This window comes from Kushneria sp. EE4, assembly GCF_977968315.1.
Genome location: NZ_OZ386212.1, coordinates 305,810 through 329,878, shown reverse-complemented (window position 1 = coordinate 329,878; position 24,069 = coordinate 305,810). Strand labels below are relative to the sequence as shown.

At 63.7% G+C, this 24,069-nt stretch carries 24 protein-coding genes; 18 read left to right on the top strand and 6 right to left on the bottom strand.

Annotated features, from left to right (window positions below):
- Window positions 1-159: 159 nt before the first annotated feature.
- From ACXMYO_RS01565 to ACXMYO_RS01555, 3 genes are read left to right on the top strand one after another with little or no spacing between them, the layout of a single operon-like run.
- Window positions 160-1,011, top strand: coding sequence for a putative selenate ABC transporter substrate-binding protein (locus ACXMYO_RS01565; RefSeq protein WP_457807597.1), 852 nt, complete (start codon window positions 160-162; stop codon window positions 1,009-1,011).
- 4 nt (window positions 1,012-1,015) lie between these two features.
- Entirely contained in the window at window positions 1,016-1,711 is a 696-nt protein-coding gene (locus ACXMYO_RS01560) for an ATP-binding cassette domain-containing protein (RefSeq protein ID WP_457807596.1), read from the top strand.
- Window positions 1,698-3,236, top strand: a complete 1,539-nt coding sequence (locus tag ACXMYO_RS01555) for a PhnE/PtxC family ABC transporter permease (protein ID WP_438766324.1) — start codon at window positions 1,698-1,700, stop codon at window positions 3,234-3,236. The genes ACXMYO_RS01560 and ACXMYO_RS01555 overlap by 14 nt, the downstream gene beginning before the upstream one ends.
- A 9-nt stretch (window positions 3,237-3,245) precedes the next feature.
- Here the strand turns inward: ACXMYO_RS01555 and ACXMYO_RS01550 are convergent, their stop codons facing one another.
- Window positions 3,246-4,895, bottom strand: a complete 1,650-nt coding sequence (locus tag ACXMYO_RS01550; protein WP_438766323.1) for a hypothetical protein — start codon at window positions 4,893-4,895, stop codon at window positions 3,246-3,248.
- Between the two features lie 194 nt (window positions 4,896-5,089).
- On the opposite strand from ACXMYO_RS01550, the gene ACXMYO_RS01545 reads away from it, so the two are divergent.
- From ACXMYO_RS01545 to ACXMYO_RS01475, 15 genes are all read left to right on the top strand, one after another.
- Window positions 5,090-5,842 (top strand): beta-ketoacyl synthase chain length factor, encoded by a 753-nt coding sequence (locus ACXMYO_RS01545; RefSeq protein ID WP_457807595.1) that lies wholly within the window; start codon window positions 5,090-5,092, stop codon window positions 5,840-5,842.
- Window positions 5,843-5,958: 116 nt separating this feature from the next.
- Entirely contained in the window at window positions 5,959-6,234 is a 276-nt protein-coding gene (locus ACXMYO_RS01540; protein ID WP_438766320.1) for a phosphopantetheine-binding protein, read from the top strand.
- 8 nt (window positions 6,235-6,242) lie between these two features.
- A complete protein-coding gene (locus ACXMYO_RS01535; RefSeq protein ID WP_457807594.1) occupies window positions 6,243-6,806 on the top strand; it encodes a hypothetical protein in 564 nt (187 codons plus the stop codon).
- The gene (locus ACXMYO_RS01530) at window positions 6,803-8,521 is read left to right on the top strand and encodes an AMP-binding protein (RefSeq protein WP_457807593.1); all 1,719 of its coding nucleotides are present in this window, start codon (window positions 6,803-6,805) and stop codon (window positions 8,519-8,521) included. The genes ACXMYO_RS01535 and ACXMYO_RS01530 overlap by 4 nt, the downstream gene beginning before the upstream one ends.
- Complete coding sequence (locus tag ACXMYO_RS01525) at window positions 8,518-9,306, top strand: glycosyltransferase family 2 protein (RefSeq protein WP_457807592.1); 789 nt, start codon at window positions 8,518-8,520, stop codon at window positions 9,304-9,306. The genes ACXMYO_RS01530 and ACXMYO_RS01525 overlap by 4 nt, the downstream gene beginning before the upstream one ends.
- On the top strand, window positions 9,303-10,256 hold the full coding sequence (locus ACXMYO_RS01520) for an LpxL/LpxP family acyltransferase (protein ID WP_438766316.1): 954 nt from the start codon (window positions 9,303-9,305) through the stop codon (window positions 10,254-10,256). Before ACXMYO_RS01525 ends, ACXMYO_RS01520 begins: the two co-directional genes overlap by 4 nt.
- 44 nt (window positions 10,257-10,300) lie before the next feature.
- Window positions 10,301-10,900, top strand: coding sequence for an outer membrane lipoprotein carrier protein LolA (locus ACXMYO_RS01515; protein WP_457807591.1), 600 nt, complete (start codon window positions 10,301-10,303; stop codon window positions 10,898-10,900).
- Window positions 10,901-10,902: 2 nt separating this feature from the next.
- On the top strand, window positions 10,903-13,224 hold the full coding sequence (locus tag ACXMYO_RS01510) for an MMPL family transporter (protein WP_457807590.1): 2,322 nt from the start codon (window positions 10,903-10,905) through the stop codon (window positions 13,222-13,224).
- 4 nt (window positions 13,225-13,228) lie between these two features.
- Window positions 13,229-14,515 (top strand): NAD(P)/FAD-dependent oxidoreductase, encoded by a 1,287-nt coding sequence (locus ACXMYO_RS01505; RefSeq protein WP_457807589.1) that lies wholly within the window; start codon window positions 13,229-13,231, stop codon window positions 14,513-14,515.
- A complete protein-coding gene (locus ACXMYO_RS01500) occupies window positions 14,512-15,111 on the top strand; it encodes a DUF3261 domain-containing protein (RefSeq protein WP_457807588.1) in 600 nt (199 codons plus the stop codon). The genes ACXMYO_RS01505 and ACXMYO_RS01500 overlap by 4 nt, the downstream gene beginning before the upstream one ends.
- Window positions 15,108-16,286: a beta-ketoacyl-ACP synthase gene (locus ACXMYO_RS01495; protein ID WP_457807587.1), complete on the top strand. Its 1,179-nt coding sequence runs from the start codon at window positions 15,108-15,110 to the stop codon at window positions 16,284-16,286. Before ACXMYO_RS01500 ends, ACXMYO_RS01495 begins: the two co-directional genes overlap by 4 nt.
- Window positions 16,279-16,740, top strand: coding sequence for an ApeP family dehydratase (locus ACXMYO_RS01490; RefSeq protein ID WP_457807586.1), 462 nt, complete (start codon window positions 16,279-16,281; stop codon window positions 16,738-16,740). Before ACXMYO_RS01495 ends, ACXMYO_RS01490 begins: the two co-directional genes overlap by 8 nt.
- A gap of 60 nt (window positions 16,741-16,800) precedes the next feature.
- Complete coding sequence (fabG, locus tag ACXMYO_RS01485; protein ID WP_457807585.1) at window positions 16,801-17,523, top strand: 3-oxoacyl-ACP reductase FabG; 723 nt, start codon at window positions 16,801-16,803, stop codon at window positions 17,521-17,523.
- Between the two features lie 85 nt (window positions 17,524-17,608).
- The gene (locus ACXMYO_RS01480) at window positions 17,609-18,202 is read left to right on the top strand and encodes a class I SAM-dependent methyltransferase (protein ID WP_457807584.1); all 594 of its coding nucleotides are present in this window, start codon (window positions 17,609-17,611) and stop codon (window positions 18,200-18,202) included.
- A 102-nt stretch (window positions 18,203-18,304) separates the two neighbouring features.
- Window positions 18,305-18,772 (top strand): excinuclease ATPase subunit, encoded by a 468-nt coding sequence (locus ACXMYO_RS01475; RefSeq protein WP_438766304.1) that lies wholly within the window; start codon window positions 18,305-18,307, stop codon window positions 18,770-18,772.
- A 111-nt stretch (window positions 18,773-18,883) separates the two neighbouring features.
- Here the strand turns inward: ACXMYO_RS01475 and ACXMYO_RS01470 are convergent, their stop codons facing one another.
- The 5 genes from ACXMYO_RS01470 to ACXMYO_RS01450 form a co-directional block, all read right to left on the bottom strand.
- Complete coding sequence (locus tag ACXMYO_RS01470; protein ID WP_457807583.1) at window positions 18,884-19,741, bottom strand: universal stress protein; 858 nt, start codon at window positions 19,739-19,741, stop codon at window positions 18,884-18,886.
- Window positions 19,742-19,823: 82 nt separating this feature from the next.
- Complete coding sequence (locus ACXMYO_RS01465; RefSeq protein ID WP_457807582.1) at window positions 19,824-21,323, bottom strand: SulP family inorganic anion transporter; 1,500 nt, start codon at window positions 21,321-21,323, stop codon at window positions 19,824-19,826.
- A gap of 594 nt (window positions 21,324-21,917) precedes the next feature.
- On the bottom strand, window positions 21,918-22,556 hold the full coding sequence (locus ACXMYO_RS01460) for a YceI family protein (RefSeq protein WP_438766299.1): 639 nt from the start codon (window positions 22,554-22,556) through the stop codon (window positions 21,918-21,920).
- Window positions 22,557-22,649: 93 nt separating this feature from the next.
- Entirely contained in the window at window positions 22,650-23,405 is a 756-nt protein-coding gene (locus ACXMYO_RS01455) for a slipin family protein (protein WP_457807581.1), read from the bottom strand.
- A gap of 30 nt (window positions 23,406-23,435) precedes the next feature.
- On the bottom strand, window positions 23,436-24,014 hold the full coding sequence (locus ACXMYO_RS01450) for an NfeD family protein (RefSeq protein WP_457807580.1): 579 nt from the start codon (window positions 24,012-24,014) through the stop codon (window positions 23,436-23,438).
- Between the last annotated feature and the right edge of the window lie 55 nt (window positions 24,015-24,069).

The window sequence follows — 24,069 nt, the reverse complement described above, 5'->3', positions numbered from 1 at the left end:
GATGCCTGCAGACCAGCCCCTTCTCATATGAGAAGGGGCTTTCTCATGGTCATGGCAGTGCCGGCGGCATACAAAAATATCAGCAGTGACGTATATAAGCGCCAGAGCGTGCTAGCATGCCCTCTCAACCCCACTCGACGCTTCTGAGGAGTTTCCCCGATGCGCAGTCTCGTTGCCCTCTCCCTTGCCATGCTCAGCACCACGGCATTCGCCGACACCTTTCGTTTCACGGCCATTCCCGACGAAGACGAATCAAGGCTGGTCGAGCGTTTTGACAAGGTGGCCGACTATCTTTCCAAGAAAACGGGTCTGGATGTCGAGTACGTTCCGGTCAAGTCCTACGCGGCCGCCGTCAGCGCCTTTCGCAACGATCAGGTTCAACTGGCCTGGTTTGGCGGCCTGACCGGCGTACAGGCGCGTCAGTTTGTACCCGGCTCGCAGGCCATTGCCCAGGGCAAGGAAGACGCCGAATTCGAGACGTATTTCATTGCCAATGCCGATACCGGGCTTGAGGCAGATCAGTCGGAGCTGCCGGATGCTCTGGAAGGCAAGACCTTTACCTTCGGCGCCAAGACCTCGACCTCCGGACGATTGATGCCCGACTACTATCTGCGCGAGCGCTTTGACAAGGCGCCTGAAGACATCTTCTCCCGCGTGGGCTACTCGGGCGATCATACCCGTACCATGGCCCTGGTCGAATCGGGTGCCTTTGATGTCGGTGCGCTCAATTACACCGTCTGGGACGCCGCCGTGGCCGATGGCCGCGTGGACACCGACAAGGTGCACGTGATCTGGGCCACGCCGAGCTATCCGGACTATCAGTGGACCATCCGCGGTGATGTTGATGAGCACTACGGTGACGACGCCACGGCCCACGTTCGCCAGGCCCTGCTGGACATGACCGACCCTGACCTTCTGTCCAGCTTCCCGCGTGAAGGGTTCATTCCGGCCTCCAATGAGGACTATGCGCCCATCGAGCAGGTCGGCCAGGAGCTGGGGCTGCTGCGATAAGGCCATGCTGGACACTGCTACTGCCGGCCCCGGCACCTTCGCCGCACTTGCAGGGTTTGACCATGAAAGGCTGGGGCACGGCCAGAATGTTGTCTTTCCCGACCTGACACTGCACATCTCACAGGGCGAGCGTATCGCCCTGCTGGGACGCAGCGGGGTGGGGAAATCGACTCTGCTGGACGCCCTGCGCGTTCAGCTCGGCGACCAGAGCGCCTGGTGCCCGCAGGCCAATGCGCTGGTGCCCACGCTCTCGGCCTATCACAACATCTATATGGGCCGTCTGGCCCATTTTTCGCGCTGGCAAAACCTCATCAACCTGCTGCGTCCCGACCGGGCCTGCTGGCAGGAGATCAGCGAGCTTGCCGGGACACTCGGGCTTGACGGCCTGCTGCGCCGCCAGGTCGATCAGCTCTCCGGCGGCCAGCAACAGCGCGTAGCGATCGCCCGCGCCCTGTATCAAAAGCGACCCGTTTTCATCGGCGACGAGCCGGTTTCAAGCGTCGATCCGCGCCAGGGCGTTCGACTGCTCGAGCTGATCAAGGCGCGTCATCACACCTGCGTGGTGGCCCTGCATCAGCGCGAGCTGGCACTGGCACACTTTGATCGCATTATCGGGCTGGATGATGGCCGCATTACCATCGATGCCCTCTCCTGTGAACTGACATCGGACGATCTTGACGTGCTGTATGTCACGGACTGAGGCCCCCGCCGGCTGGTTTGGCTGGCTTCGCGGCGACAATCTTGGTGCCCGGCTTTTACGCCTGACACTAATGATGGTGGCCGTCATGACCGTGCTGCTGCCGCTGGCCGACCTGTCGATCACCACGCGCGACCCATGGGCCGAGCTGGGGCGCATGCTCAAGGGACTGATTCTGCCGGACATTACGGCCACCGAATCCCCGCTGCAGGCGCTGCTGCTGACCATTACCTTTGCCCTGTGGGGCGTGGTGCTGGGCGTGGTGCTCGGATTTCCGCTGGCATTGATCTTCATGCGCTCACGACTGGTACGCACCCTGTGCGCTTTCGTGCGGGCCATCCATGAGCTTTTCTGGGCGCTGCTGTTTCTTCAGGTGTTCGGGCTGTCTGCCGTGACGGCACTGGTGGCCATCGCCCTGCCCTATGCGGCCACCTTTGCCAAGGTCTATGCCGAGATCCTGGCCGAGATCGATCGCGGGCCGGCGCGAACGCTGTCGCCTGATACCGACCGGCTCTCCCGCTTTGTCTATACCGAGCTGCCGCTGGCCTGGCAGCGTCTGTCCGGCTACACGCGCTATCGCTTTGAATGCGCCCTGCGCGCCAGTGTGCTGCTGGGATTCGTGGGACTGCCCACGCTTGGCTACCATCTGGAAAGCGCCTTTCGCCAAGGCCGCTATCATGAAGGAGGGGCGCTGCTGTGGGCCTTTTATCTGCTGATCGCCACGCTTCCCTGGTGGGCGCACCGTCGCCTGCTGCTGCCCTGGCTGCTGGGCACGGCCTTTTTGCTCGGCCCCTGGCCCAGCGTCAACCCGACCCTTTTGTGGCAGTTTGTCAGTCACGACATCTGGCCGCCGCCGCTTTTAAGTGGCGATATCGCCGCACTGCCGGGCTGGTTTGCCGGCCTGCCGGCGCTGCTGCCCGCCATCGGCAACACCCTGCTTTTGGGACTGATGAGCACCGTGGGCTCGCTGCTGGTGGCTCTGCTGGCGTGGCCGCTGGTCAGCCGTCATTTCGGCAACCGTGCCACACGTACCGCGGGGCGGGGCGCCCTGATCGTCATGCGCTCGACGCCGGAGCTTTTGCTGGCCTTTATCCTGCTGTTGCTGACCGGCCCATCACTGCTGCCGGCATGGATTGCGCTGTCGCTGCACAACGGCGCGCTGATTGCCTTTCTGGCCGCCCGCCATGCCGACGACATAACACCGGGTCTGCCCGGTATTCGCGGCGTCAATCTCTACAGCCACGAGCTGCTGCCGCGCATCTATCCCGGCATGCTGGCGCTTTTGTTCTATCGGGCCGAGGTCATCATGCGCGAGACGGCGCTTCTGGGGATGCTGGGCGTGGTCACCCTGGGCTTTCACATCGACTCAAGCTTTGAGTATCTGATGTTTGATCAGGCCGTCGCCCTTTTGATGGTGACGGCCGTGATCAATATGGGGGTGGATGGGCTCTCGCGCCGGCTGCGCCCGGGCGCCCTGCCCGAGCGCCGTCAAAAGCCCCGACCGGCGGCGGTCGGAGAAAGCGCCTAGCGACGCTGCTCAGCCCGGATGGAAGATCGACAGACTGAAGCTTTCGGGCAGTGCCGGCTGGCCGCTCTTGCGATCGACAAAGCGGACCCGAAACCCTTTCCAGGCCTGATATTTGGAAGAGCCGGAATAGGCCGAGAGGTACTCGATGCCGTCATGGACGATACCGGCATCCTCGACCGTTACCGTGATGATCGGGTCGCGCAGCTCCACCTCACCGTCAGGGAAGGAGAACTCGACCTTTCCCTTATCCACGGCTTCACAGCGACTGAAGAAGTCACAGCCCGGGCCGCCGCCCTTGCGCCATTTGACGTACTGCGCGATGCCGGTCAGGGCGTGGCGCACCTCACCCTTTTTATCCACCAGTGACGTCTCGCCGATCACACCCGGGCGGCCACGATTGACGCGATAGTCGTCATACAACAACTTGTCATCACTATCGACCTGAGAGGCAAAGCGCAGCTTGCCATCCCAAACGCCCCTGTTTTTGGTGTCCCGATCGGTATCAAATACCACCGCGCCATCGGGGCCGCTGTGGCGCAACACGATCGGATTGGTCTGACGGGTTTTCGCAGAGTGACTCGACTGGATTACCAGCGGCGTGGCCGGCTTCCATTCATCCGCCTCGGCGCGCAGTGAACTCGGGGACAATCGCAGCGCGTTGCCGGTGGAATTGCGAACCACGACCTCGCCGCCATCCAGCGACACGCCTCCCATACCGCCGCTGTGCGAGTCGTCCTTGAAGACGTTGGTCCAGCCATACACGCAGGTATTGGACGAGGCGAAGCAGTTCATGAACTGCTGGCTTTCGGTCGTGCGCACGCACGGCCATGGAGACTCGCCGCCGTTGCGACCCTCCCACCAGTTACCGATAAAGCTGGAGCGATAGATCAGCCGGGCACGAATGGCGTCCCCTTTCAGGGCCTCGAAGATGTTGTCCTGAAAGGTCGCCCCGTAGACATTTTTTTTGAAAATGATCGCATTGTCGGAATAGTTGAACTCGTTGCCGACAAAGCGTGCCGTCGTGGAGTTGCTGCCCTTTTCGTCATCGACCTGCACGCCGGTGGTCACACCGATGAAGGTACAGCGCACCAGGCTGTAGTTGACCAGAATCTCTCGCACCCGGATGGCGATCTCGGCGGAGGCGAAATGGACGTTTTCAACAACGGTGTTGTACCCGGTGCTGTCGATAAAGGTGCCCTTCCAGCGCCCCTTGTGGCCGCTGGAGAAGTTGAGATCGCGTACCACCGGGCCGTGGTTGGTAAACATGACGCCATCACCCAGCGAGTGAAACGGCATCAAAATGGCGTGGCCCTCATTTCTGAAGCGCTGCCGACCGGGCCCGACAAGATTCTTGCCGCCAAGATCGACCGTCTGCCCGATGGCATAGCGACCCGGCGGTACATAAAGGCTGTTGACGATGCTGGAGCGCGCAGCGCGCACAAAGGCCGCCGAGCTGTCGCTTTTACCGGTCGGGTCGGCGCCCCAGTAAAGAATATTGTTGCGCGCGGTCATGTCGAGCGCTTCGGATCGCTCACGCGACTCGCTGGCCTGAGCCCGCTCCGGGGTTGCAAGAGCACCCGCCATGCCGGCAACAGGCAGCAGGGTCAGGGCGCGACGCATGAAGCGTCGGCGATTGCGATCGTCTGTGGAAAGCGCCATTCAAAACTCCGTATAAGCCTTACAAGGCCTGAATCAAGGGATATCACACCTGTTTTGGGCAGACGCTGCCATGCCATTGTGGCGATCGTCGTCCCGACGGCATCGCCACGATCGTTCGGGATGTTTGTCATACTCCCGGTTTATGAATCCACGCCTGCCGCTTACAATCAGATGTCATTTTTCGGGAGGCTCGCATGGACTGCTTATCCCATGCTGATACCGCACTACCTACGCTCTATCTTCATCGCTGGCGCGCCTGGCTTCCCGAGCGTGCCGGCCTGGAGGTACCGGCCTGTGTCATCACCGATGACAAGCCGCCGGCCGCCAGCGTGCCGGCCCTGCTGCGACGGCGCCTGACCCCGCTGGGGCGCGCCGTGTGTACGCTTCTTGGCGAGATGGCCGCCCATGAGCGCCCGGCCGTGCCGGTGCTGCATGCCTCGCGCCACGGCGACGGCCACCGCCCGCTGGACATGCTCGACACCCTGTTCGAAGGCGAGCCGCTTTCGCCGGCCCGATTCGGGCTTTCGGTCCACAACGCCGTGCTGGGCGTCTACTCGATCGCCTTTGACAATCACGCCTCGATGGCCGCGCTGGCCGCCGCCGGTGAGGAGTTCGAGGCGCTTTTGAGCGAGGCCCGGGGCTATCTGGCGGAGGGATGCGACAGCGTCATGCTGATTCTGACCGACTCGCCGGTGCCCGAGCGCTATCGCATCCGGGACCAGGCGCCGCAGCGCCCCTCTGCGATGCTGATGGAGCTGTCGCTGTCGCCCGCACCCGACGCCGTGCGCCTGCAGGCCAGATGCCTTGACACGCCCGCCACGCAGGTGCCGGTCGTGACGCCGCCGCGGCTGACGGACTGGCTGACGGAACAGGGCGAGCTGACAACGCGTGTCCCGCCCCTTTGCTGGCAGGCCATCAGCGATGAGCGCGCCCCGCTTACCGGTTAGCGCCCCAAAGCCTGTCCGGTTCTGGCATCATATGCCGCCCCCGGGCGGGGCAGACGATGGCCCAGCGGCGTACTCGTCTGTTCGGACACGACAACAAGGATTCTGGAGAACGTCACATGGCCGATACAGCATTGACCGAACTTGAGCGCGATGTCGCCAACATGATCATCGAAGCGCTGGAGCTTGAAGACATTACGGCAGACGATATCGACCCTGAAGCCTATTTGTTCGGCGAAGGGCTGGGGCTTGATTCCATCGATGCCCTGGAACTGGGGCTGGCGCTGCAAAAGCGCTACGGCATTCGTCTGGACAGCGACGCCGAGGAAAACCGCGAGCACTTTGCAAGCCTCAGGCAACTCAGCGCGCTGGTTGCCGAGCGTCGCAACGACTGAGGTGCCTGATGGGAGCCATGCCTGCCGGGCGCCCCGGTACACGTCCCTGGTCATCACCACTGTCGATGGTGGTGTTTCCGGCCGCCCTGTGGATCGTTTTGCCACTCTGGGGCGTTCAGGCTCTGCTGGTCACCTTCATGGTGCAGGCAGGCGCCCACTGGCTGGCGGGAGCGCATCGCATCCGCTGGACGCTGGTGCTTTTGATGCTGCTGGCACTTTTGCTGAGCGGCCGTGCGGAGCTGGGCGTGCGTCTTTACCCGGTCATCATCAATGTTTCGCTGGCACTGATCTTTCTGACCAGTCTTCGCTCCACGCCCCTCATCGAGCGGCTGGCCCGCCTGTCGGAACCCGACCTGCCTCCCGAAGGCGTGCGCTATACCCGCCGGGTCACCTGGATGTGGGGTATCTTCATGAGCCTCAATGCCCTGGCGGCCCTGGCGCTGGCGCTGTGGGCGCCGCTTCACGTCTGGCAATACTATACCGGCGCCATCAGCTACGCCCTGGCGGCCCTTTTGATGGCGGGTGAGTGGCTGGTGCGCCAGCGTGTCCGGCGCCGGGCGGTGAACGCATGAGCGCTTACCCTCTCTCTGCGCCCTCGCTGACGCGCTGCCCGTGGCTGTCAGGCGAGGCCACCGACATCGTGGCCTGTTCAGGCCAGCAAAGACGCACCCGCGGCGAGCTGTGTGAGGCCATCAGGGCCTGGGCCAATCTGCCCCTGCCACCGGATCAGGAAGTGGCGCTGTATGACAGCGACCCCTGGCGCTTTACCGCGGCACTGCTGGGTCTGTGGCACGCCGGACGCCGGGTCTGGCTGCCCGGCGACGCCCTGCCCGAGACCGTGGCCCAGCTACGCCGGCGCCATCTGGTTCTGCTCGGTGAGCTGCCGGGCGCTCGGCCAACCCCGTCACCATCGGCGGCGGCGCAGGCACCAATTCCCCAGCTTTCCCCCAATCAGGACGCCGTGGTGCTGTTCACCTCCGGCTCCAGCGGCGAACCCACCCCCATCTTTCGCACCCTGGGCCAGCTGGAAGCCGAAGTTGCGGCCTTTGAGCGCCACTGGCCGCTGGCCGAGGGCGTCGTGATCAGTCAGGTCAGCCATCAGCACACCTGGGGGCTGACCGCCGGGCTTTTGCGCGCGCTTGCCACCTCGCACCCCTTCGGCCTTGAAATCGTGACCTGGCCGGAGACGCTGGCCGAGTGGCTCATGAAGGTGCCGGTCAGCGCCCTGATCAGCTCACCGCCGCAGCTCTCCCGCCTGCCCGGAGCGGCGATCGACAGGCCGCCCCGCAGGCCCGGGCGCCTTTTCAGTGCCGCCGCACCGCTTGATGAGGCCGCCGCTGCTCATGCGGAGACGCTGATGGGCAGCGAGCTCATCGAGATCTACGGCAGTTCGGAAAGCGGCGCCATTGCCTGGCGCCGGCCCTGTCACGACACGACCTGGCAGGCGCTTGATGACGTAGCGCTTCGATGTGACGGCGCACGCACGCTGCTGCGATCCGCCCGGCTGCCTGAGCCCGAACGCTGGCATGAGCAGGCCGATCACATTCATCTACTCGATGAGCACCCGACGCGCTTCATCCTGCACGGTCGCGCCGATCGCATCGTCAAGGTGGGTGGCAAGCGTGTATCGCTGGAGGGACTGGCCCATCATATCGAGGCCTTCCCCGGCGTAGTGGCCGCGCGCTGTCTGACCATCGACCACTCGGGCGGGCGCATCGGCGCAGTGATCGCCATGACACAAGATGCCATTGCCCACGACCACGACACGCGACGCGCGCTCATCAGCGCTCTGCGACGGCATCTGGCCGATGCCTTCGAGCCCGTGGTACTGCCGCGTTTCTGGCGCTTTGTAGAGCAGCTGCCGGTCAACGCCCAGGGCAAGCTCACCCGGACCATGGCACGCCATCTCTTTGATGATCTCGATGATCGCCGCCAGCCACGCTGGCTGGATACTGAATCGCCAACCCCTGATCAGCGCCGGATCACGCTTGAAATTCCCGAGCGCCTGGCGGCGCTGGAAGGCCACTTCCCGGGGCGACCCATTGTGCCCGGCATCGCCCTGATTCACTGGGCCCGCCAGCAGGCCGAGCGTCTTTTCAAGGGTTCGGATCAGTGGCGCGACATGCGACGCGTGCGCTTTCCCGCCCCGCTTTTGCCCGGTGATCGCGCCGTCATGACGCTGAGTCGCCAGCATGACGCCCTGACCGTGAGCGTCAGCTCTCATCGCGGCCAGCACCTGCAGCTGCGCCTGCTCGGCGCCGCCACCGATGCCGGGGAAGTGTCATGAGCCATGTTCGCGACGGCGTCGCGTTTTCTGTCTGTGTGCTGGTGCCCGTGTACAACCATGAACAGGCCATCGTGACGACCTGTGAAGGGCTGGCCTGCCTGGACCTGCCCATCGTGCTTATTGATGACGGCAGTCACGTTGCCTGCGCGGCGGTGCTGGAGCGCCTGGCGCAGGCCCCCGGGGTGCATCTGCTGCGTCTGGCGCGCAACGGCGGCAAGGGCCGCGCCGTTCGCCTGGGCCTTGCTCACGCCCGGGAACTCGGGTTTACCCACGCCCTGCAGGTCGATGCCGACGGCCAGCATGATCCATCGAGCCTGCCGCCCTTTATCGAGGCGGCCAGGCAACATCCCGAACGGCTTTTGATCGGCTATCCGCGCTTTGATCACAGCGTGCCGCTGCACCGCTTTATCAGCCGCTACATCACCCATGTGTGGGTCTGGTGCAATACGCTGTCCACCGCGCTGCGTGACACCATGTGCGGCGTGCGCCTTTACCCGCTGGTCCCGGTCAATGCCCTGCTGGCACACCACGGCTGTGGTGATCGCATGGAGTTTGATACCGAGGTGCTGGTGCGCTGGTTCTGGGCCGGCCAGCCGGTCGACAATCTGGCGGTACGGGTCACCTATCCAACGGACGGCGTGTCCCATTTTCGCCTGTTTCGGGACAACGTTTTGATGGCGCGCATGCATCTGCGCCTGACGCTTGGCATGCTGATACGCCTGCCGAAGCTGCTGTACAGACGCTGTCGATCCCTGCGCCACGCGCGACACAAGAGCCACTCATGACATCACCGCAACGCAGACGCCACTGGTCGGCCATCAGCGAATCCGGCTCGCTCGGGGGCATTCGCCTGATGCTGGCCATTTATGACCGCTTCGGCGCGCGCGCCTATCAGGGCGTGCTCTTTCTTGTCGGCCTGTATTACTGGTTGCGCCGGCCGATCGCCCGGCGCGCCTCGCGTCAGTACCAGCAGCGCCTGAAGGCCTTCTGCCCGTCGGTGACGCTGCCGCGCATGGCCACCGTGCGCCACTTCACGACCTTTGGCACGGCCATTCTGGACAAGGTGCTGGCGCTTCACGGCCGCATCGACCCCCGCGCCATCCATATCGAACAGCGCGACACGCTCAGAGCCGCCATCGAGGCCGGCCGCGGCGGCATTATCGTGGTCACCCATCTGGGCAGCCACGAACTCTGCCAGGCGCTGGGACAGCTGCGGGGCGATCTGAAAATGAGTGTGGTCATGCACACGCAGCACGCCCGGCGATTCAATTCGCTGTTTGCCAACATTGACCGCCCCATGCCGGTGGAGATGATCGAGGTCAGCGATATGGGGCCGGCCACGGCCCAGCGACTTCAGGCCCGCGTGGCCGAGGGCGGTTTTGTGGTCATTGCCGCCGACCGCGAGCCCATCGAGACCGGCGCCAGGCGGCGCTGGATCGATTTTCTCGGCCACCCGGCACCCTTTCCCGAAGGTGCCTTCTGGCTCGCCATGCTGCTGCGCTGTCCGCTCTATCTGCTGCTCTGCACGCGCGAAGGCAAAACGCATCACGTCCACTTCGAGTCGCTGGGCGATGCCGCCGAGCTGTCGCGTCGCGAACGTGACGCCTGGATGGCGCAGACCATGACGCACTTTGTCGAGCGTCTTGAACATTTCTGCTGTCGTTATCCGCTACAGTGGTTCAACTTTTACCCGTTCTGGCAGTCCGAAAAGCAAAACGCACGCCCACCCCGTTAACTCACGGACAGTCGCTGTCCTGCCGGCCCAGGAGCTCAGGTTACATGTCTTGTCGCACGCGCTTACGATCACTGTCCCTTGCTATTGCCCCGCTTGCGCTGTGGCTTGCCGCCGCGTCGGCTCAGGCCATGAGCCTTGAGGCGCTGGCAGACCATCTGGCCGCCCAGGGCGATGTGGCCGGTCGCTTCGAGCAGACCCGCTATCTGGCCGATCTCGATACGCAGATCGACGGTCGCGGTCACTATCGCTTCGAGCAGGGGGATCGCGTGATCTGGTCGCTGGAGTCCCCGGTGGCGGAGACCATGGAGCTTTCCGAGGCCGGCATCCGGCGCAACGGAGAGCGCATCGACGACGACCCGGCAGGCGTTGCCACCCTGATCATGCAGCTGCTCAACGGCCGGCTCTCGACGCTGTCGGACCGCTTCGAGGTCACGCTTGAAGGTGATCAAACGGACTGGCATGCCACGCTGGTGCCGCGCCACCAGGGTCTGGCGAGCTATCTCGACAGCATCGACATGCGTGGCGACGATCGCCTCGAGCAGGTCAACATGGCCATGGCCGACGGTGATCGGCTCAATATTCATCTGCTGCCCCCCGAAAAAGGCGGCCCTGCTGGCGATACGCCCTCTCGGCAGGCACCCTGACCATGATGCGCGCAACGCGCCTGCCGGCCCTTTTATGGTGTCTGGTGCTGATGGCCTGTCTGGCCTTCAGCAGCGTCCAGCTGCTGCGCGGGGCGAGTCTTGATACGCGCATCACGGCGCTTTTGCCCGAGACCCACCAGTCCCCCGGGATCGATCGCGCCAACGACCAGCTTGGCGCCCCCTTTACCCACCGTTTCGTGCTGCTGCTGGCGGCTGACCAGCCGGGCGAGGCCGCCGATGCCCTGGCGCAGGCTCTCAAGCGTGCCGACGTGGTCAGCGAGCTGCGCTATCGCCCGGGCGATTATCAGCTCGACAGCCTGCTGGAGGTGCTGGGCCCCTCGCGCTATCGGCTGCTCAGTGATGACCTGCGCGCAACCCTCGACAGCGGTGATAGCGACGAACTGCGCCGGCAGGCGCTGGCCTCTTTGGTCATGCCCACCGGCATCGATCAGCACCCGGTGCGAGACCCCTTCGGGCTGCTCAATCGCTGGCTCGATAGTCAGCTCTCTACCCGTTTCGACACCCGGGGCGATCTGGTCACGCTCGAGGTCGACGGCCGAACGCTGGTGGTCATGACCGCCGAGCTTTCGGGCAACGCTTGGGACACCGGTCTGCAGGATCGCCTGACCGACGCCATCAACGACTTCCAGGGGGCGCACCCCGACGCGCAGCTGTGGCGCTCCGGCATGGTCTTTCACGCCGCCGACGGCGCCCATCAGGCCAGAAGCGAAATCAGCACCATCGGCCTGGGCTCGCTGATCGGCGTGCTGTTGATTTTGCTGGTGGTCTTTCGCTCGCCGGTCACGATCGCCACCCTGCTGCTGCCGCTGGCAAGCGGTGGCGTGTTTGCCCTGGCCGTGACGCTGTGGTGGTTTCAGGGCATCCATCTATTGACCATTGCCTTTGGCAGCAGCCTGATCGGCGTGGCGATCGATTACGCGCTGCACCTGCAGTGCGCCCGCACGCTCGCCGGTCACGAATTTCGCCTGCGCCGCATGCTGCCGGGGCTGGCGCTGGGGCTGGTGACCAGCGTCATGGCCTATGTGGTCCAGGCCTTCACACCCATGCCGGGGCTGCGCCAGATGGCCGTCTTTGCCGGCTGCGGGCTGGTGGGGGCCTGGCTGACGGTGGTGCTGTGGCTGCCGCTGATGCGCGTACGCACCACCCCCGGCACCCGGAAGCTGGCCGAACGGCTCTGGCAGGTGCTGACCCGGCTGCGTGGCCGACTCGGCCCTCGTACGGCGCTGGTACTGGCACTGGTGGCCGCAGCCATTGCGGGTCTGCGCCTGCAGGGTGATGACAGCCTGCGCTTGATCAATACCTCCTCACAGCAGCTGCTGGGCGATGAGGCGCTGGTGCAGCGCGAGCTGGGCCGCGATACCGGCACCGTCTATCTGTTGATCACCGCCCACGACAGCGAAGGCTTTCTCGGCCGCGTCGAATCGCTCGATCCCATGCTGGATGGGCTGGTCGAAGAAAACCATCTGGGCGGCCACACCAGCCTGGCCGATCACGTGCCCTCCCGGGCGAGACAGCGTGCCAATCTTGAGCGAACCCGCCGGCTTTATCAGCAGCAGCTCGACCGGGTCTATGCCTCGGCAGGCCTGCCGCCGGCGCTTTACGAGCGCGCCCTGGAAGCGCTGGAACACTCGCCCGCCCTGACGCTGGATCAATGGCTGGCAAGCCCGCTGGGCGAGAGCGACCAGCGCCTGTGGCTTGGCGAGATCGACCGGGGGCAGGTGGGCGGCATGATCACGCTCAACGGCGGCATCGATGACCATGCACGCCGGCAGCTGGCAAGCCTTGCGCGCAGCGATGAGCACATCGAGCTGGTCGACCGGGTCGAGCAGATCGGCGAGGTGCTGGGCAAGCTGCGCCGCCAGATCGCCCAGTGGGTCGCCGGCGCTCTTGTCCTGCTGACCCTGATGCTGGCCCTGCGCTATCGACGGCGCACCTGGCGGGTCATCGCCCCGGCCGGTGGCGCCATCCTGACCGTGCTCACGCTTTATGCCCTGCTGGGGGTGCCGCTCAATCTGTTCCATCAGCTGGCGCTGTTGCTGGTGCTGGGTATCGGGCTGGACGCCGGCATCTTCATGCAGGAACATCCCAGAGCGCATCACGCCTGGCTTGCGATCACGCTGTCGATCATCTCGAGTCTGCTGGCCTTTGGCCTGCTGGCCTTCAGTGCCACGCCGGTACTGCACCACATCGGCATGACGACCCTGATCGGCCTGGCCAGCGTCTGGCTGCTCACGGCACTGGTGCAGCACCGCCTGCCCCATGATCGAACAACCCCTCATGACAATGACAATGCCCATGAATGATTCCATGACCTCTTCTGCAGCGCGCTCGTTTGATGCCGACCTGCCCGAGGAAGACACCGATGTGGCCGTGATCGGCGCCGGACCGGCCGGCGCCGTGGCGGCGGCCATGCTGGCCGCCGCCGGCCATCGCGTCGTCGTGATCGAGGCGGCCCACTTCCCGCGATTTTCCATCGGCGAAAGCCTGTTGCCACAGTGCCTGATGGATCTCGAGCGCGCCGGTCTTGCCGACATGATCAAAGACGCCGGCTATCAGATGAAAAACGGCGCCCGCTTTGTCCGCGGCGAGCAGCGGGTCGACATCGATTTTCAGGACAAATCGAGCGAAGGCACCGGGCAGGCCTGGCAGGTCGAGCGCGCCGACTTTGATCAGCGCCTGATCAAGGCGGCGTGTGCGCGTGGCGCCGAGGTGCGCTTTGGCCAGCGGGTCACGGCCTTTGATAGCGACCGGCACGCGCCGGCGCTGACCATTTGCGATGAACAGGGCCAGCAATGGCGCCTGAAGGCGCGCTTCGTGCTGGACGCCAGCGGTCTGGCCCAGGTGCTGGCGCGCCTTGAGGGCACTCTGGAAGAGACGCATCTGACGCAGCGCCAGGCGCTTTTTACCCATCTGTCACTCAAGCCGGATGCCTGCCAGACGCACGCGTTTGACCGCACCAAGATCCAGATCGGGCTGCACGGTCGTGCCAACGTCTGGTACTGGGTCATTCCCTTTGCCAACGGCCGCGCCTCGACCGGCTTTGTCGGCGCGCCTGACGAACTGGCACACCTGACCGGGCCTGATACGGATGAAGCGCCGGGCTTTCAGGCCTGCTTTGGTGCCTTCAGCGAGCTTGATGGCTGGCTTGATGTTGAAAATCCCCATCGCCCCATTGCCTCGCTGGGCGGCTACAGCCGCAACGTTACCAGCCTTGCCGGCCCGGGCTACGCCATTCTCGGCAACGCCGGCGAGTTTCTCGACCCTATCTTCTCCTCCGGCGTCACCATTGCGGTGCGCTCGGCCTATCTGGCCACGCCGCTGGTCAGGGCGCAGCTTGAAGGCGGTGACGCGGACTGGCAGGGGGATTTTGAGCGCCCGCTGCGCCACGGTATCGATACCTTCCGCGCCTTCGTGGAGGCCTGGTATGACGGCCGCCTGCCGGCCATCATTTTCCATCCCGAGCCGCCGGCCTACCTGCGACGCATGATCAGCGCCGTACTGGCAGGCTACGCCTGGGATGACGACAACCCCTTCGTCAGCCAGCCGCGTCGCCATCTCGATACCCTGGCCCAACTGTGTGGACACGCCGCATGACAGCACTGCCCTTTCTGCCACGACGCCTGTGGCCCTGTGCGCTTTTATTGATTCTGACCCTGCTGGCAGGCTGCAGCGTACCCGCCATGGCGCCTCAGACCGCCCCGGGCTGGCAGGGCGAGGCGCAAACGCTCAAGCGCAAACTGACCATCACGCCCTTTGACGATGCCCGCAACGAGCAGACGCTACTGGCCGTCATTCGCCTCTCCGATGAGGGGCTGCGCGTGGTGATTGCCACACCCACCGGCCAGCGCCTGTTCACCCTGATCCGTGATGACGAGGGCGCGCGCTATACGCAGTCGATCATGGAAAAGCCGCCCTTCCCGGCGAAGTGGTTTGCCCAGCGTCTGGAGTGGAGCCTGCGGCCCGAGTCGGCACTGCGCGAGGCCTTTCATGGCAGTGACTGGCAGGTGCGTGATCAGGGCTTTGAGCATGGTCGGGTGCGCGAGATTATCGACGGCGACACGCTCGTGGCGCGCATCGACGCCATTGACCACCCCGCCGACCGGGCCCATGACGTGCTGACCGACTTTCAGATCGGCTATCGCATGGTCATCACCCCCTTCGGTGATGACCGTGCCGGAGAGACACCATGACCGCCGCCTACTGTCGACTCTCCTCGCCGGCCGTGATCTGCAGCATCGGCGGCGACCATGACGCCATCGTTGATGCCTTGACCGCCGGCCGGCGCGGGCTTACGGACAGCGATCGCTACACGCCCGGGCGCATGCTGGCGCTGGGCGATGTCACGGCGGCGCTGGTGTCGGGGGAGCGCTGGCCCGTCGAGCACGCCAGCCGCAACAACCGGCTGATCGCCACGGCGCTGAAGGCGCTCGGGCCACAGCTTGACGAGGCCCTGGCGCGTCATGCACCGCACCGTATCGCGGTGGTCATGGGCACCAGTACCTCGGGGATCTCGGAAACCGAAGCCGCCATTGCCCGCACCGGACCGGGCAACGACTTTGACGAGCGCTATCGCTACGCCCATCAGGAGCTCGGCGCGCCGGCGCATTTCATTCGCGATCATCTGGGGCTGTCGGGGCCGGCCTGGACCATCTCCACGGCCTGCAGTTCCGGCGCCCGGGCACTGAGCGCGGCGCGCCGGCTGCTGCGCTCCGGGCAGGCGGACGCCGTGATTGCCGGCGGCGCCGACACCCTGTGCAATCTGACCGTTCATGGCTTTGACGCCCTGGGGGCGATCAGCGATGCGCCGTGCCAGCCGTTCACGCGGGACCGGCGCGGCATCAATATCGGCGAGGCCGCGGCGCTGTTCATCGTCACCCGCGAGGCCGGCGGCGTTCAGCTGACCGGCTACGGCGAAAGCTCGGATGCTCACCACATCTCGGCGCCGGCACCGGATGGCCAGGGCGCCATTACCGCCATTCGTCAGGCACTCAGCATGGCCGGCCGCGACCCCGGTGACATCGACTATCTAAACCTGCACGGCACGGCCACCACGCACAACGACGCCATGGAGGCGCTGGCCCTTCATGATGTGTTCGGTGAGCATCCGCCGCCGGCCAGTTCGACCAAGGCGCTGACCGGCCATACCCTGGGCGCCGCCGGTGCACTTGAAGCCGCCTTTTGCTGGCTGGCGCTGGAACACGGTTTTCTGCCCCGCCATGTGCATGATCAAGCGCTGGATGAGACGCTGATGCCGCTGTCGCTGGTCGGCGCGGACACGACCGGTCGGCCGCGCGTGGCACTGTCCAACGCCTTCGCCTTTGGCGGCAACAACGCCGCCCTGGTGCTGGAGCGCCACGATGGATGAGTCCCGCGCCAAACAGAGCCTCTGGCCGCCCGTGGCCACGCTGGTCCCGCATCAGGGGCCGATGTGTCTGCTCGACCACGTGGTGGACGTCGACGGCGAACGTATCGTGGTGGCCGTCATCCCGTCATCGACGGATCTTTTTGCCGACGAGCGCGGCGTCCCGGTGCAGATCGCCCTGGAGTGGATGGCGCAGGCCTCGGCTGCCTGGTCGACTTTGCAGCCCCGCGAGGGCGGCACGCCGCGACAGGGCATGCTGCTGGGGGCCCGCCGCTTCGAGGCGCGCGTCGATGACTTTCCCTTTGATCAGTCGCTGGAGATTGTGCTTGCCGTGGACACCCTCGCCGACAGCGGTCTGGGCACCTTTGACGGCCTTCTCTATCGGCCCGGCGACAACCCCGAGCGTGACTGGCTGGCCCGGGCGAATCTGAGCGTTTTACAGACCGGGGCCGCATAGTGGCCACCACCACTCGGGCCCCGTCGTTTTCCACTCCCACCCACGTGACCGGAAGGTGACATGTCACAGACCATCCTGATTACCGGTGCCGGACGCGGTATCGGCCGGGCCGCCGCGCTGCGCCTGGCCCGCGACGGCTTCGATATCGTCGTGCACTATCGCCAGAGCGAAGCGCAGGCCCGCGCCGTGGCGCAGGAAATTACCGCCATGGGCCGCAGCGCCCGTCTTGTGCAGTTTGACGTGGGCGAGCGCGACGAGGCCCGCGCCTGTCTTGAAGCCGATGTCGCCGAGCACGGGGCCTACTACGGCGTGGTGCTCAATGCCGGCTTTCATCAGGATGCGCCCTTTCCCGGCATGACGGATGCGCAGTGGGACAGCGTGCTCAATGTCGACCTGGGCGGGTTTTATAACGTGCTCAGGCCCCTGGTCATGCCCATGATTCAGCGCCGCCGGCCCGGGCGCATCGTGGTGCTCTCTTCGGCGGCCGGCGTGATCGGCAACCGCGGTCAGGTCAACTACGGCGCGGCCAAGGGCGGGCTGATTGCCGCCAGCAAGTCGCTGGCGCTGGAGCTTGCCAAACGAAACATCACGGTGAACTGTATTGCCCCGGGATGGGTCAATACCGACATGACCGACAACGTCGATGTCGAAATCAAAAAAATCGTCCCCATGCAGCGCATGGGGGAAGCCGATGAAGTCGCCGGTGTGATCAGCTTTTTGTGCTCCAGCGACAGCAGCTACGTCACCCGGCAGGTCATTGCCGTCAACGGCGGACTGTTCTGATTCGGCCTTTTCAGACCGGCGTCAGGCAAGGCATGGCCGTGGCATGTTTCGTATAACGACACGACAATAATCAGAGAGACGACGCATGACGTTCAAGGCATCGCTGTATGGCTGGACGGCCACGACCCTTCGCACGCTGGATCACCACGGCGTACGGCTGCGCTACCCCTATCGTGACCGCATCATGTTTGAAAACGCGATCCTGCCGGCGCTGGCAAATGATGACAGCATTCGGCGCGTGCTGATGGTGGGCTGCGGCTGGTATACCCATCACTACCCGTCGCTTCTGGGCGATGCTGAAGTCACGACCATTGATCTGGACGCCGCCAAACGGCCCTTTGGCGGCGACAGCCATATCGTGGGCAATCTGACGGCGCTGGGGGATTATATCCCGCACGGCGCGCTCGATGCCGTGTTGTGCAACGGCGTACTGGGCTGGGGCCTCAACGAGCAGGCCGATGTCGACAAGGCTTTTAACGCCTGCGTGGACTGCCTGCGACCGGGAGGCCTTTTGCTGCTGGGCTGGAACGACCGGGCGCCCTACAACCGGGTCGGCCCGGCCGATATTCCGGCCATCAGCAACCTTGAGCCGATCAGTGTCCCGGGGCTGGACGCACACCGGGTGGTCGCCCTGCCGCGCAATCAACACTGTTTTCAGGCCTTTCGCAAACCGCTTTGAGACTGATCATCAAAGGTGTGCCCGTGGCGCGGTCTTTCGCAAACGTGTGTGACAGGCTACATTGTGCACCCTGCCTTTTTGATACCTCCCGGAGGATGTTCGATGACCTTCCACCTGCCCTTTAAAGTCTCCATGGCCGCGGCCATGACGGGCGCCCTGATCATGCTGGCCACGGCAGGCCCTGCACAGGCACGCAACACCTTTCTGATGCAGCCGCTGGCCGAGGTAATGACCCAGCCCGAGGCGCAGGAAAAGCTCGATCCCTCGATCCGGCTCTACTTTGCCGACCAGCAGCACCCGGCCATTCAGACGCGCCGCGGTGGCTTCTACAGCTCCAACAAGGTGCGTGCCGCGCTTCGCACCGATGACGAATCCTGCCGTCTGGCCGCACTTCAGTCGTTGCTGGCCCTGCAGGATCGCGCCCGTCAGGTAGGTGCCGACGCCATCGTCAACATCACAAGCTACTACGAGCAGCGGGCCAATCCGGACAGCCAGCGCTATGAGTGCCGTGCCGGCAACGTGGTCACGGAAGTCGCCTTCAAGGGCGACATGGTTACGCTGGGTCAGTAACCCTGCCCTGCGGCATTAAAAAAGGGCGCCCCTCGGGGCGCCCTTTTTTTACGCTGGCGTCTGCCACACGCCGTTTTTCATGTCGCCATGTGGATTGGCGAGCCGACATCTTCAGATGTGGCGCATCAAAAGCACCGCGCCCGGCATGGACTCAAGCAGCGTATGGGTCTTGCTGCCCATCAAAAAGCGGCGCAGCGAACTGTGTCCGTAGGCGCCCATCGCGACAAGACCGATGTCGTGTTCGCGGGCGTAGGCCGGCAGCTTGCGCCCGGCATCCCCTTCCAGGGTCACTGCCCGGGCATCGATTCCCGCCGCGCTGAGCAACTCGGCGCCGCGCTCGGCCGGTTCGGTATCGGCCGGCTCGCTGACGTGTACCACATGGGTCTCCAGACCCTCGAGCCAGCCCCACTGCATCAACCGCGAGAGCTGATCGAGCCCACGCTTGCTGCCATCCAGGGCCACCATGGCGCGCGTCGGCCTCTGAAAACGTGCCGGGGCGATCAGCATGGGCACGTCCAGGTGCTGCGCCAGATCCTCCAGATGCGCGCCCAGCGAGTTGGTACCATCACCATGATTGTGATCACGGCCGCAGCGGCCCAGCACCAGTAGATCTTCACTGGTGCACTTCTCGCGCAGGGTGGGTGCCAGCGCCCCGTGGCGCTGCTGCATCTCCGGCATCAGCGTGTCATCCGCAAGACGCGCTCTGAGCGCCTCGAGCATGTGACGCCCCGCCTCACGCGCCTGACGAGCGGCCTGCCCCTCCTCTTCGGTGCGCTCTTCCAGCATGCGCTCCCGGGTGCCCAGACCGATCTGGCCGGAATAATCCTCATGCGTCAGGGCGTGCTGTTCCAGCACGTGCATAAGACACAGTGGGGCGTTGATGCGCCTCGCCGCCCAGGCGGCATAGTCACCGATGGCACTGTCGGCACTCGCCTGATCATCGAAGCAGGCAATGATGGTTCTGCTCATGAGAGTCTCCCGAAACGCATGTCGTTGTTCGATTGTGGCTTATTCCGGGCGTCGATGCCGCCCGGACTCAGGATGCGATGGCTCAGTGACCGCCCGGCTCGATAATGCCTTCGGTCTTGTCGTGCACGCCGAAGCGGTCGACCATGGTCTGGCTGGCCTCGTTAAGCCCCACCACCTCGGCCTCGATGCCCTCGCGGCGAAATTTCATGACGATCCGGTCGAGCACTTCAACGGCGGTCACATCCCAGAAATGGGCATGGGTGACGTTGATACATACCCGATCCACGCCTTCCTTGACGTCAAAGGCATCGGCAAAGCGGGTGGTCGAGGCAAAAAAGACCTGACCGCGCACGTGATAGTCGCGCTGCGATGCCCCGTCCTGCTCGTTGAGCACGCTGTCGATCTGCAGGATGCGGCTGATCTTGTTGGCAAAGAAAAGTGCGGCCAGCAGCACGCCGACCAGCACGCCCATGGCCAGGTTGTGGGTGGCCACGGTCACCGCGACAGTGGCGAGCATGACAATATTGGTGGTCAGCGGCTTTTTGGGCAGATCTCGAATCGAGCCCCAGTCAAAGGTGCCGATCGAGACCATGATCATGACGGCGACCAGTGCCGCCATCGGAATTTGCGCCACCAGCGGCCCCAGAAAGACCACCATGATCAAAAGCCCGACGCCGGCGGTCATGGTGGACAGCCGGGTCCGCCCGCCGGATTTCACGTTGATTACGGTCTGGCCGATCATGGCACAGCCGGCCATGCCACCCAGAAAGCCGGTGGCCACGTTGGCAATGCCCTGGCCACGGCACTCGCGATTCTTGTCGCTGGAGGTATCGGTGAGATCGTCCACGATCGTTGCGGTCATCATCGACTCCAGAAGCCCCACCATGGAAAGCGTCAGGGCGTAGGGAAGGATGATCAACAGCGTTTCAAGATTGAGCGGGATATCAGGAATCAGAAACACCGGCAGGCTGTCGGGCAGGCTGCCCATGTCACCCACGGTGCGCACATCAAGGCCAAGGGTCATGGCAATGGCGGTCATCAGTACGATGCACACCATCGGCGAGGGAATGACCTTGCCGACCTTTGGCACATGGGGAAAGAGATAGATGATGCCAAGCCCGCCCAGCATGATGGCGTAAACCGTCAGCGTGGCGTTGGCGCCGGTAATCTCCGGCAGCTGCGCCATGAAGATCAAAATGGCCAGCGCGTTGACAAAGCCGACAACCACCGAGCGGGAGACAAAGCGCATCAGATTGGCCAGCTTCAGATAGCCCCATAGAATCTGTAGAAGCCCCGTCAATACAGTGGCTGCCAGCAGATATTCAAGGCCGTGGTCGCGTACCAGAGTGACCATTAAAAGCGCCATGGCACCGGTGGCCGCCGAGATCATCGCCGGGCGGCCGCCAGTAATCGAAATCACCACGGCCATTGAAAACGAGGCGTAAAGCCCGACCTGCGGGTCAACGCCTGCGATGATCGAAAAGGCGATTGCCTCGGGGATCAGCGCCAGCGCCACCACCAGCCCTGACAATACGTCAGGGCGCACGTTGGAAAACCAGTTCTGTTTTATTGAGCCCATCATGCTCATCTTTCCCTTCTGCGGTTGAAAATTCATGGCGCCTCGAGGGCGCGCGCCGTCACTGCCAGCGACCCGACGCACCGCGCCGGGTCTGAATGAGGAGGACCTGTTTCATGGCCTGACGGGACATGAACCGATGACGCCGGATATCGACCGGTGCCACACGAGGGTCCGAGTGCCGTTGTCTGTAAGGGTCATGACAGGGCGAGCAGGCCAGGGGCCGGCAGCGCATCATGACAATCATGCATTACTTTTAATAAAACCACGGAGATTTGACGCCGGAGACGTCACGACAAAAGCACTCGTGCGAGTGCGCCGCTCGGGTGAGCGGTCATCCCTGAAAGGCTCAGGGTGGCGTAAGGCGCCAGAGGGTCGTGACGGGCATCGAGATCATTGCATCAACCAGCTTTGGAGGTCATCAATTGCGGCGCAGTCTAACAGCCGGACACGGATCGTGCATCCCGAAATGGCAGGCGCCCTTGTCGACATATCGCTGGGACGCGGTCAACGTGTGAGCACAAAAAGGGCCGTGATCGCAGAAGATCACGGCCCTTGAGGGAAGGCGCAGATGATTTCTGCGCCCTCGCCGGTCAGGATTTACTCGCCCTGATCGGGCACGAACTCGGCATTGATGCGAAGCGTAACTTCGTCGCTGATGCCCTGCTCGTCGTCGGTGGGCATCAGGTAATCGATGGCGTAGTCGCTGCGCTTGATCGTTGCTTCACCGCTAAAGCCGATGTGGTATTTCTCGTCAAAGGCGTAGACGCCGCCGCGGTTGAATTCGGCATCGATCTCGACCGGGTGGGTCTGGCCGTTGAGCGCCAGGTTACCGGTGATCGTGGCCTCGTCGTCACCATCGATTTCGATGCTGGTCGAGGTAAACGTGGCCGTGCCGTGCTCTTCGCTGTTGAAGAAATCCTCGCCCTGCAGATGCTCGGTCAGACCGCTACCGGTCAGTACCTTGTCGAGCGGGATCTCGATTTTCAGATTGCTGTCGGCGGGGTCTTCACCGAGTCTCAGCGAGCCGGACAGATCCACGAACTGGCCTTCATAGCGCGAAAAACCGTAGTGGTCCACACCCCAGGTAATCTTGGAGTGCAGCGGGTCGACATGGTAATTGCCGGCCGGCACATCATTGATGTCGTCGGTTTCAGGCGTTTGCTGATCGGCCATGGCCGGTGCAATGCTCAGCATGCCTGCCAGCACGGCGGCACTCAGTGTGGTCGTTTTTTGCACGTGGACTCTCCCTCTGTGATCCTTTGTGTTACATGCAACAGCATAGGTTAAATTAACGGCGTTTGCGCCACCATCGCGCATCGATATCGCCGTTTAGTCGTCGCGGCCACCGCGCATCTGCTCAAAGATTTTGGTGATTTCCAGCGGCAGCGGGAAGACGATGGTCGAGGCGTTCTTGTTGCTCATGTCGCTCATGGTCTGCAGATAGCGAAGCTGCAGGGCGGCCGGATTTCTCGACATGATATCGGCGGCCTCCACCAGTTTCTCGGAGGCCTGCATCTCCCCTTCAGCGGCGATGATCTTGGCGCGACGTTCGCGCTCGGCCTCGGCCTGACGGGCAATCGCGCGCACCATGTCTTCACTGATATCGACCTGCTTGATCTCGACGTTGGAGACCTTGATGCCCCAGGCCTCGGTCTGCTGATCGAGGATCACCTGGATGTCGTCATTGAGCCGATCACGCTCGGAGAGCATCTCATCAAGATCGTGCTTGCCCAGCACCGAACGCAGCGTGGTCTGCGCAATCTGGCTGGTGGCCATGCCGTAGTTTTCGATCTGAATGATGGCACGCTCGGGGTCGACCACCTTGAAATAGACCACCGCGTTGACCCGCACCGTGACGTTGTCCCGGGAGATCACGTCCTGCCCCGGCACATCCAGGGTGACGGTTCGCAGATCCACAATGTCCATTTTCTGGATCACGGGGATGATGAAAAAGAGCCCCGGCCCCTTCACGCCCTGAAAACGTCCCAGAAAAAACACCACGCCGCGCTTGTATTCGGGCAGTACCTTGACCGATGCGGCGAGAATGAAAACGATGACAACAACGGGAATCAGATAGGTCAGCATGCGACGTCTCCCTGACAGGAACTGATGGGTTTACTCGTGCGTGGATGTTGTTTGTGTCGCAGTCAAGGTGGCCTCGCACTCAAGCATCAGCACCAGGCCATGAACATCGCTGACGCGGCGGTGCTCCCCTTCTGCCACGGGCGTGGTGCTGCGCGCCTGCCAGCGCTCGCCCTGGACGCGAACGTAGCCGTGATAGTCGCCCTCATGATATTCGGTGAAGTGACGAGTGGCTTCGGCCACGGCGCCGATCACCTCTTCGCGCCCGCCCATGGGCGTAATGTGGCGAAAGCGTAAAAAGCGCATGACGACCCACAGCAAAAAGGCGCCCAGAAGCAGCGCGGTGGCGATGACCAACCCCATGCCCAGCGCGCTGTCGCCGCCGGGCAAAAGCCCTGCATTGACCATCATCGAGGCGCCGGCGACAAAAACCAGAAGCCCCAGCAGTCCCACCACGCCAAAGGTCGGCGTAATGGCCTCGATGCCGATCAGCAAAAGGCCCAGCAAAACGATCAGGACCCCGTCCTCGACGGCCATTGGTGTGGCCGCCCAGGCCGGCAGCGCCACCAGCGAGAGAAGAAGAAAAATCAACAGGCGGGGTGCAGGTGTCATCAGAGCTCCCGGCAGGCGGACTGCATCAGATATCAATAATCAACAGAGTACACCT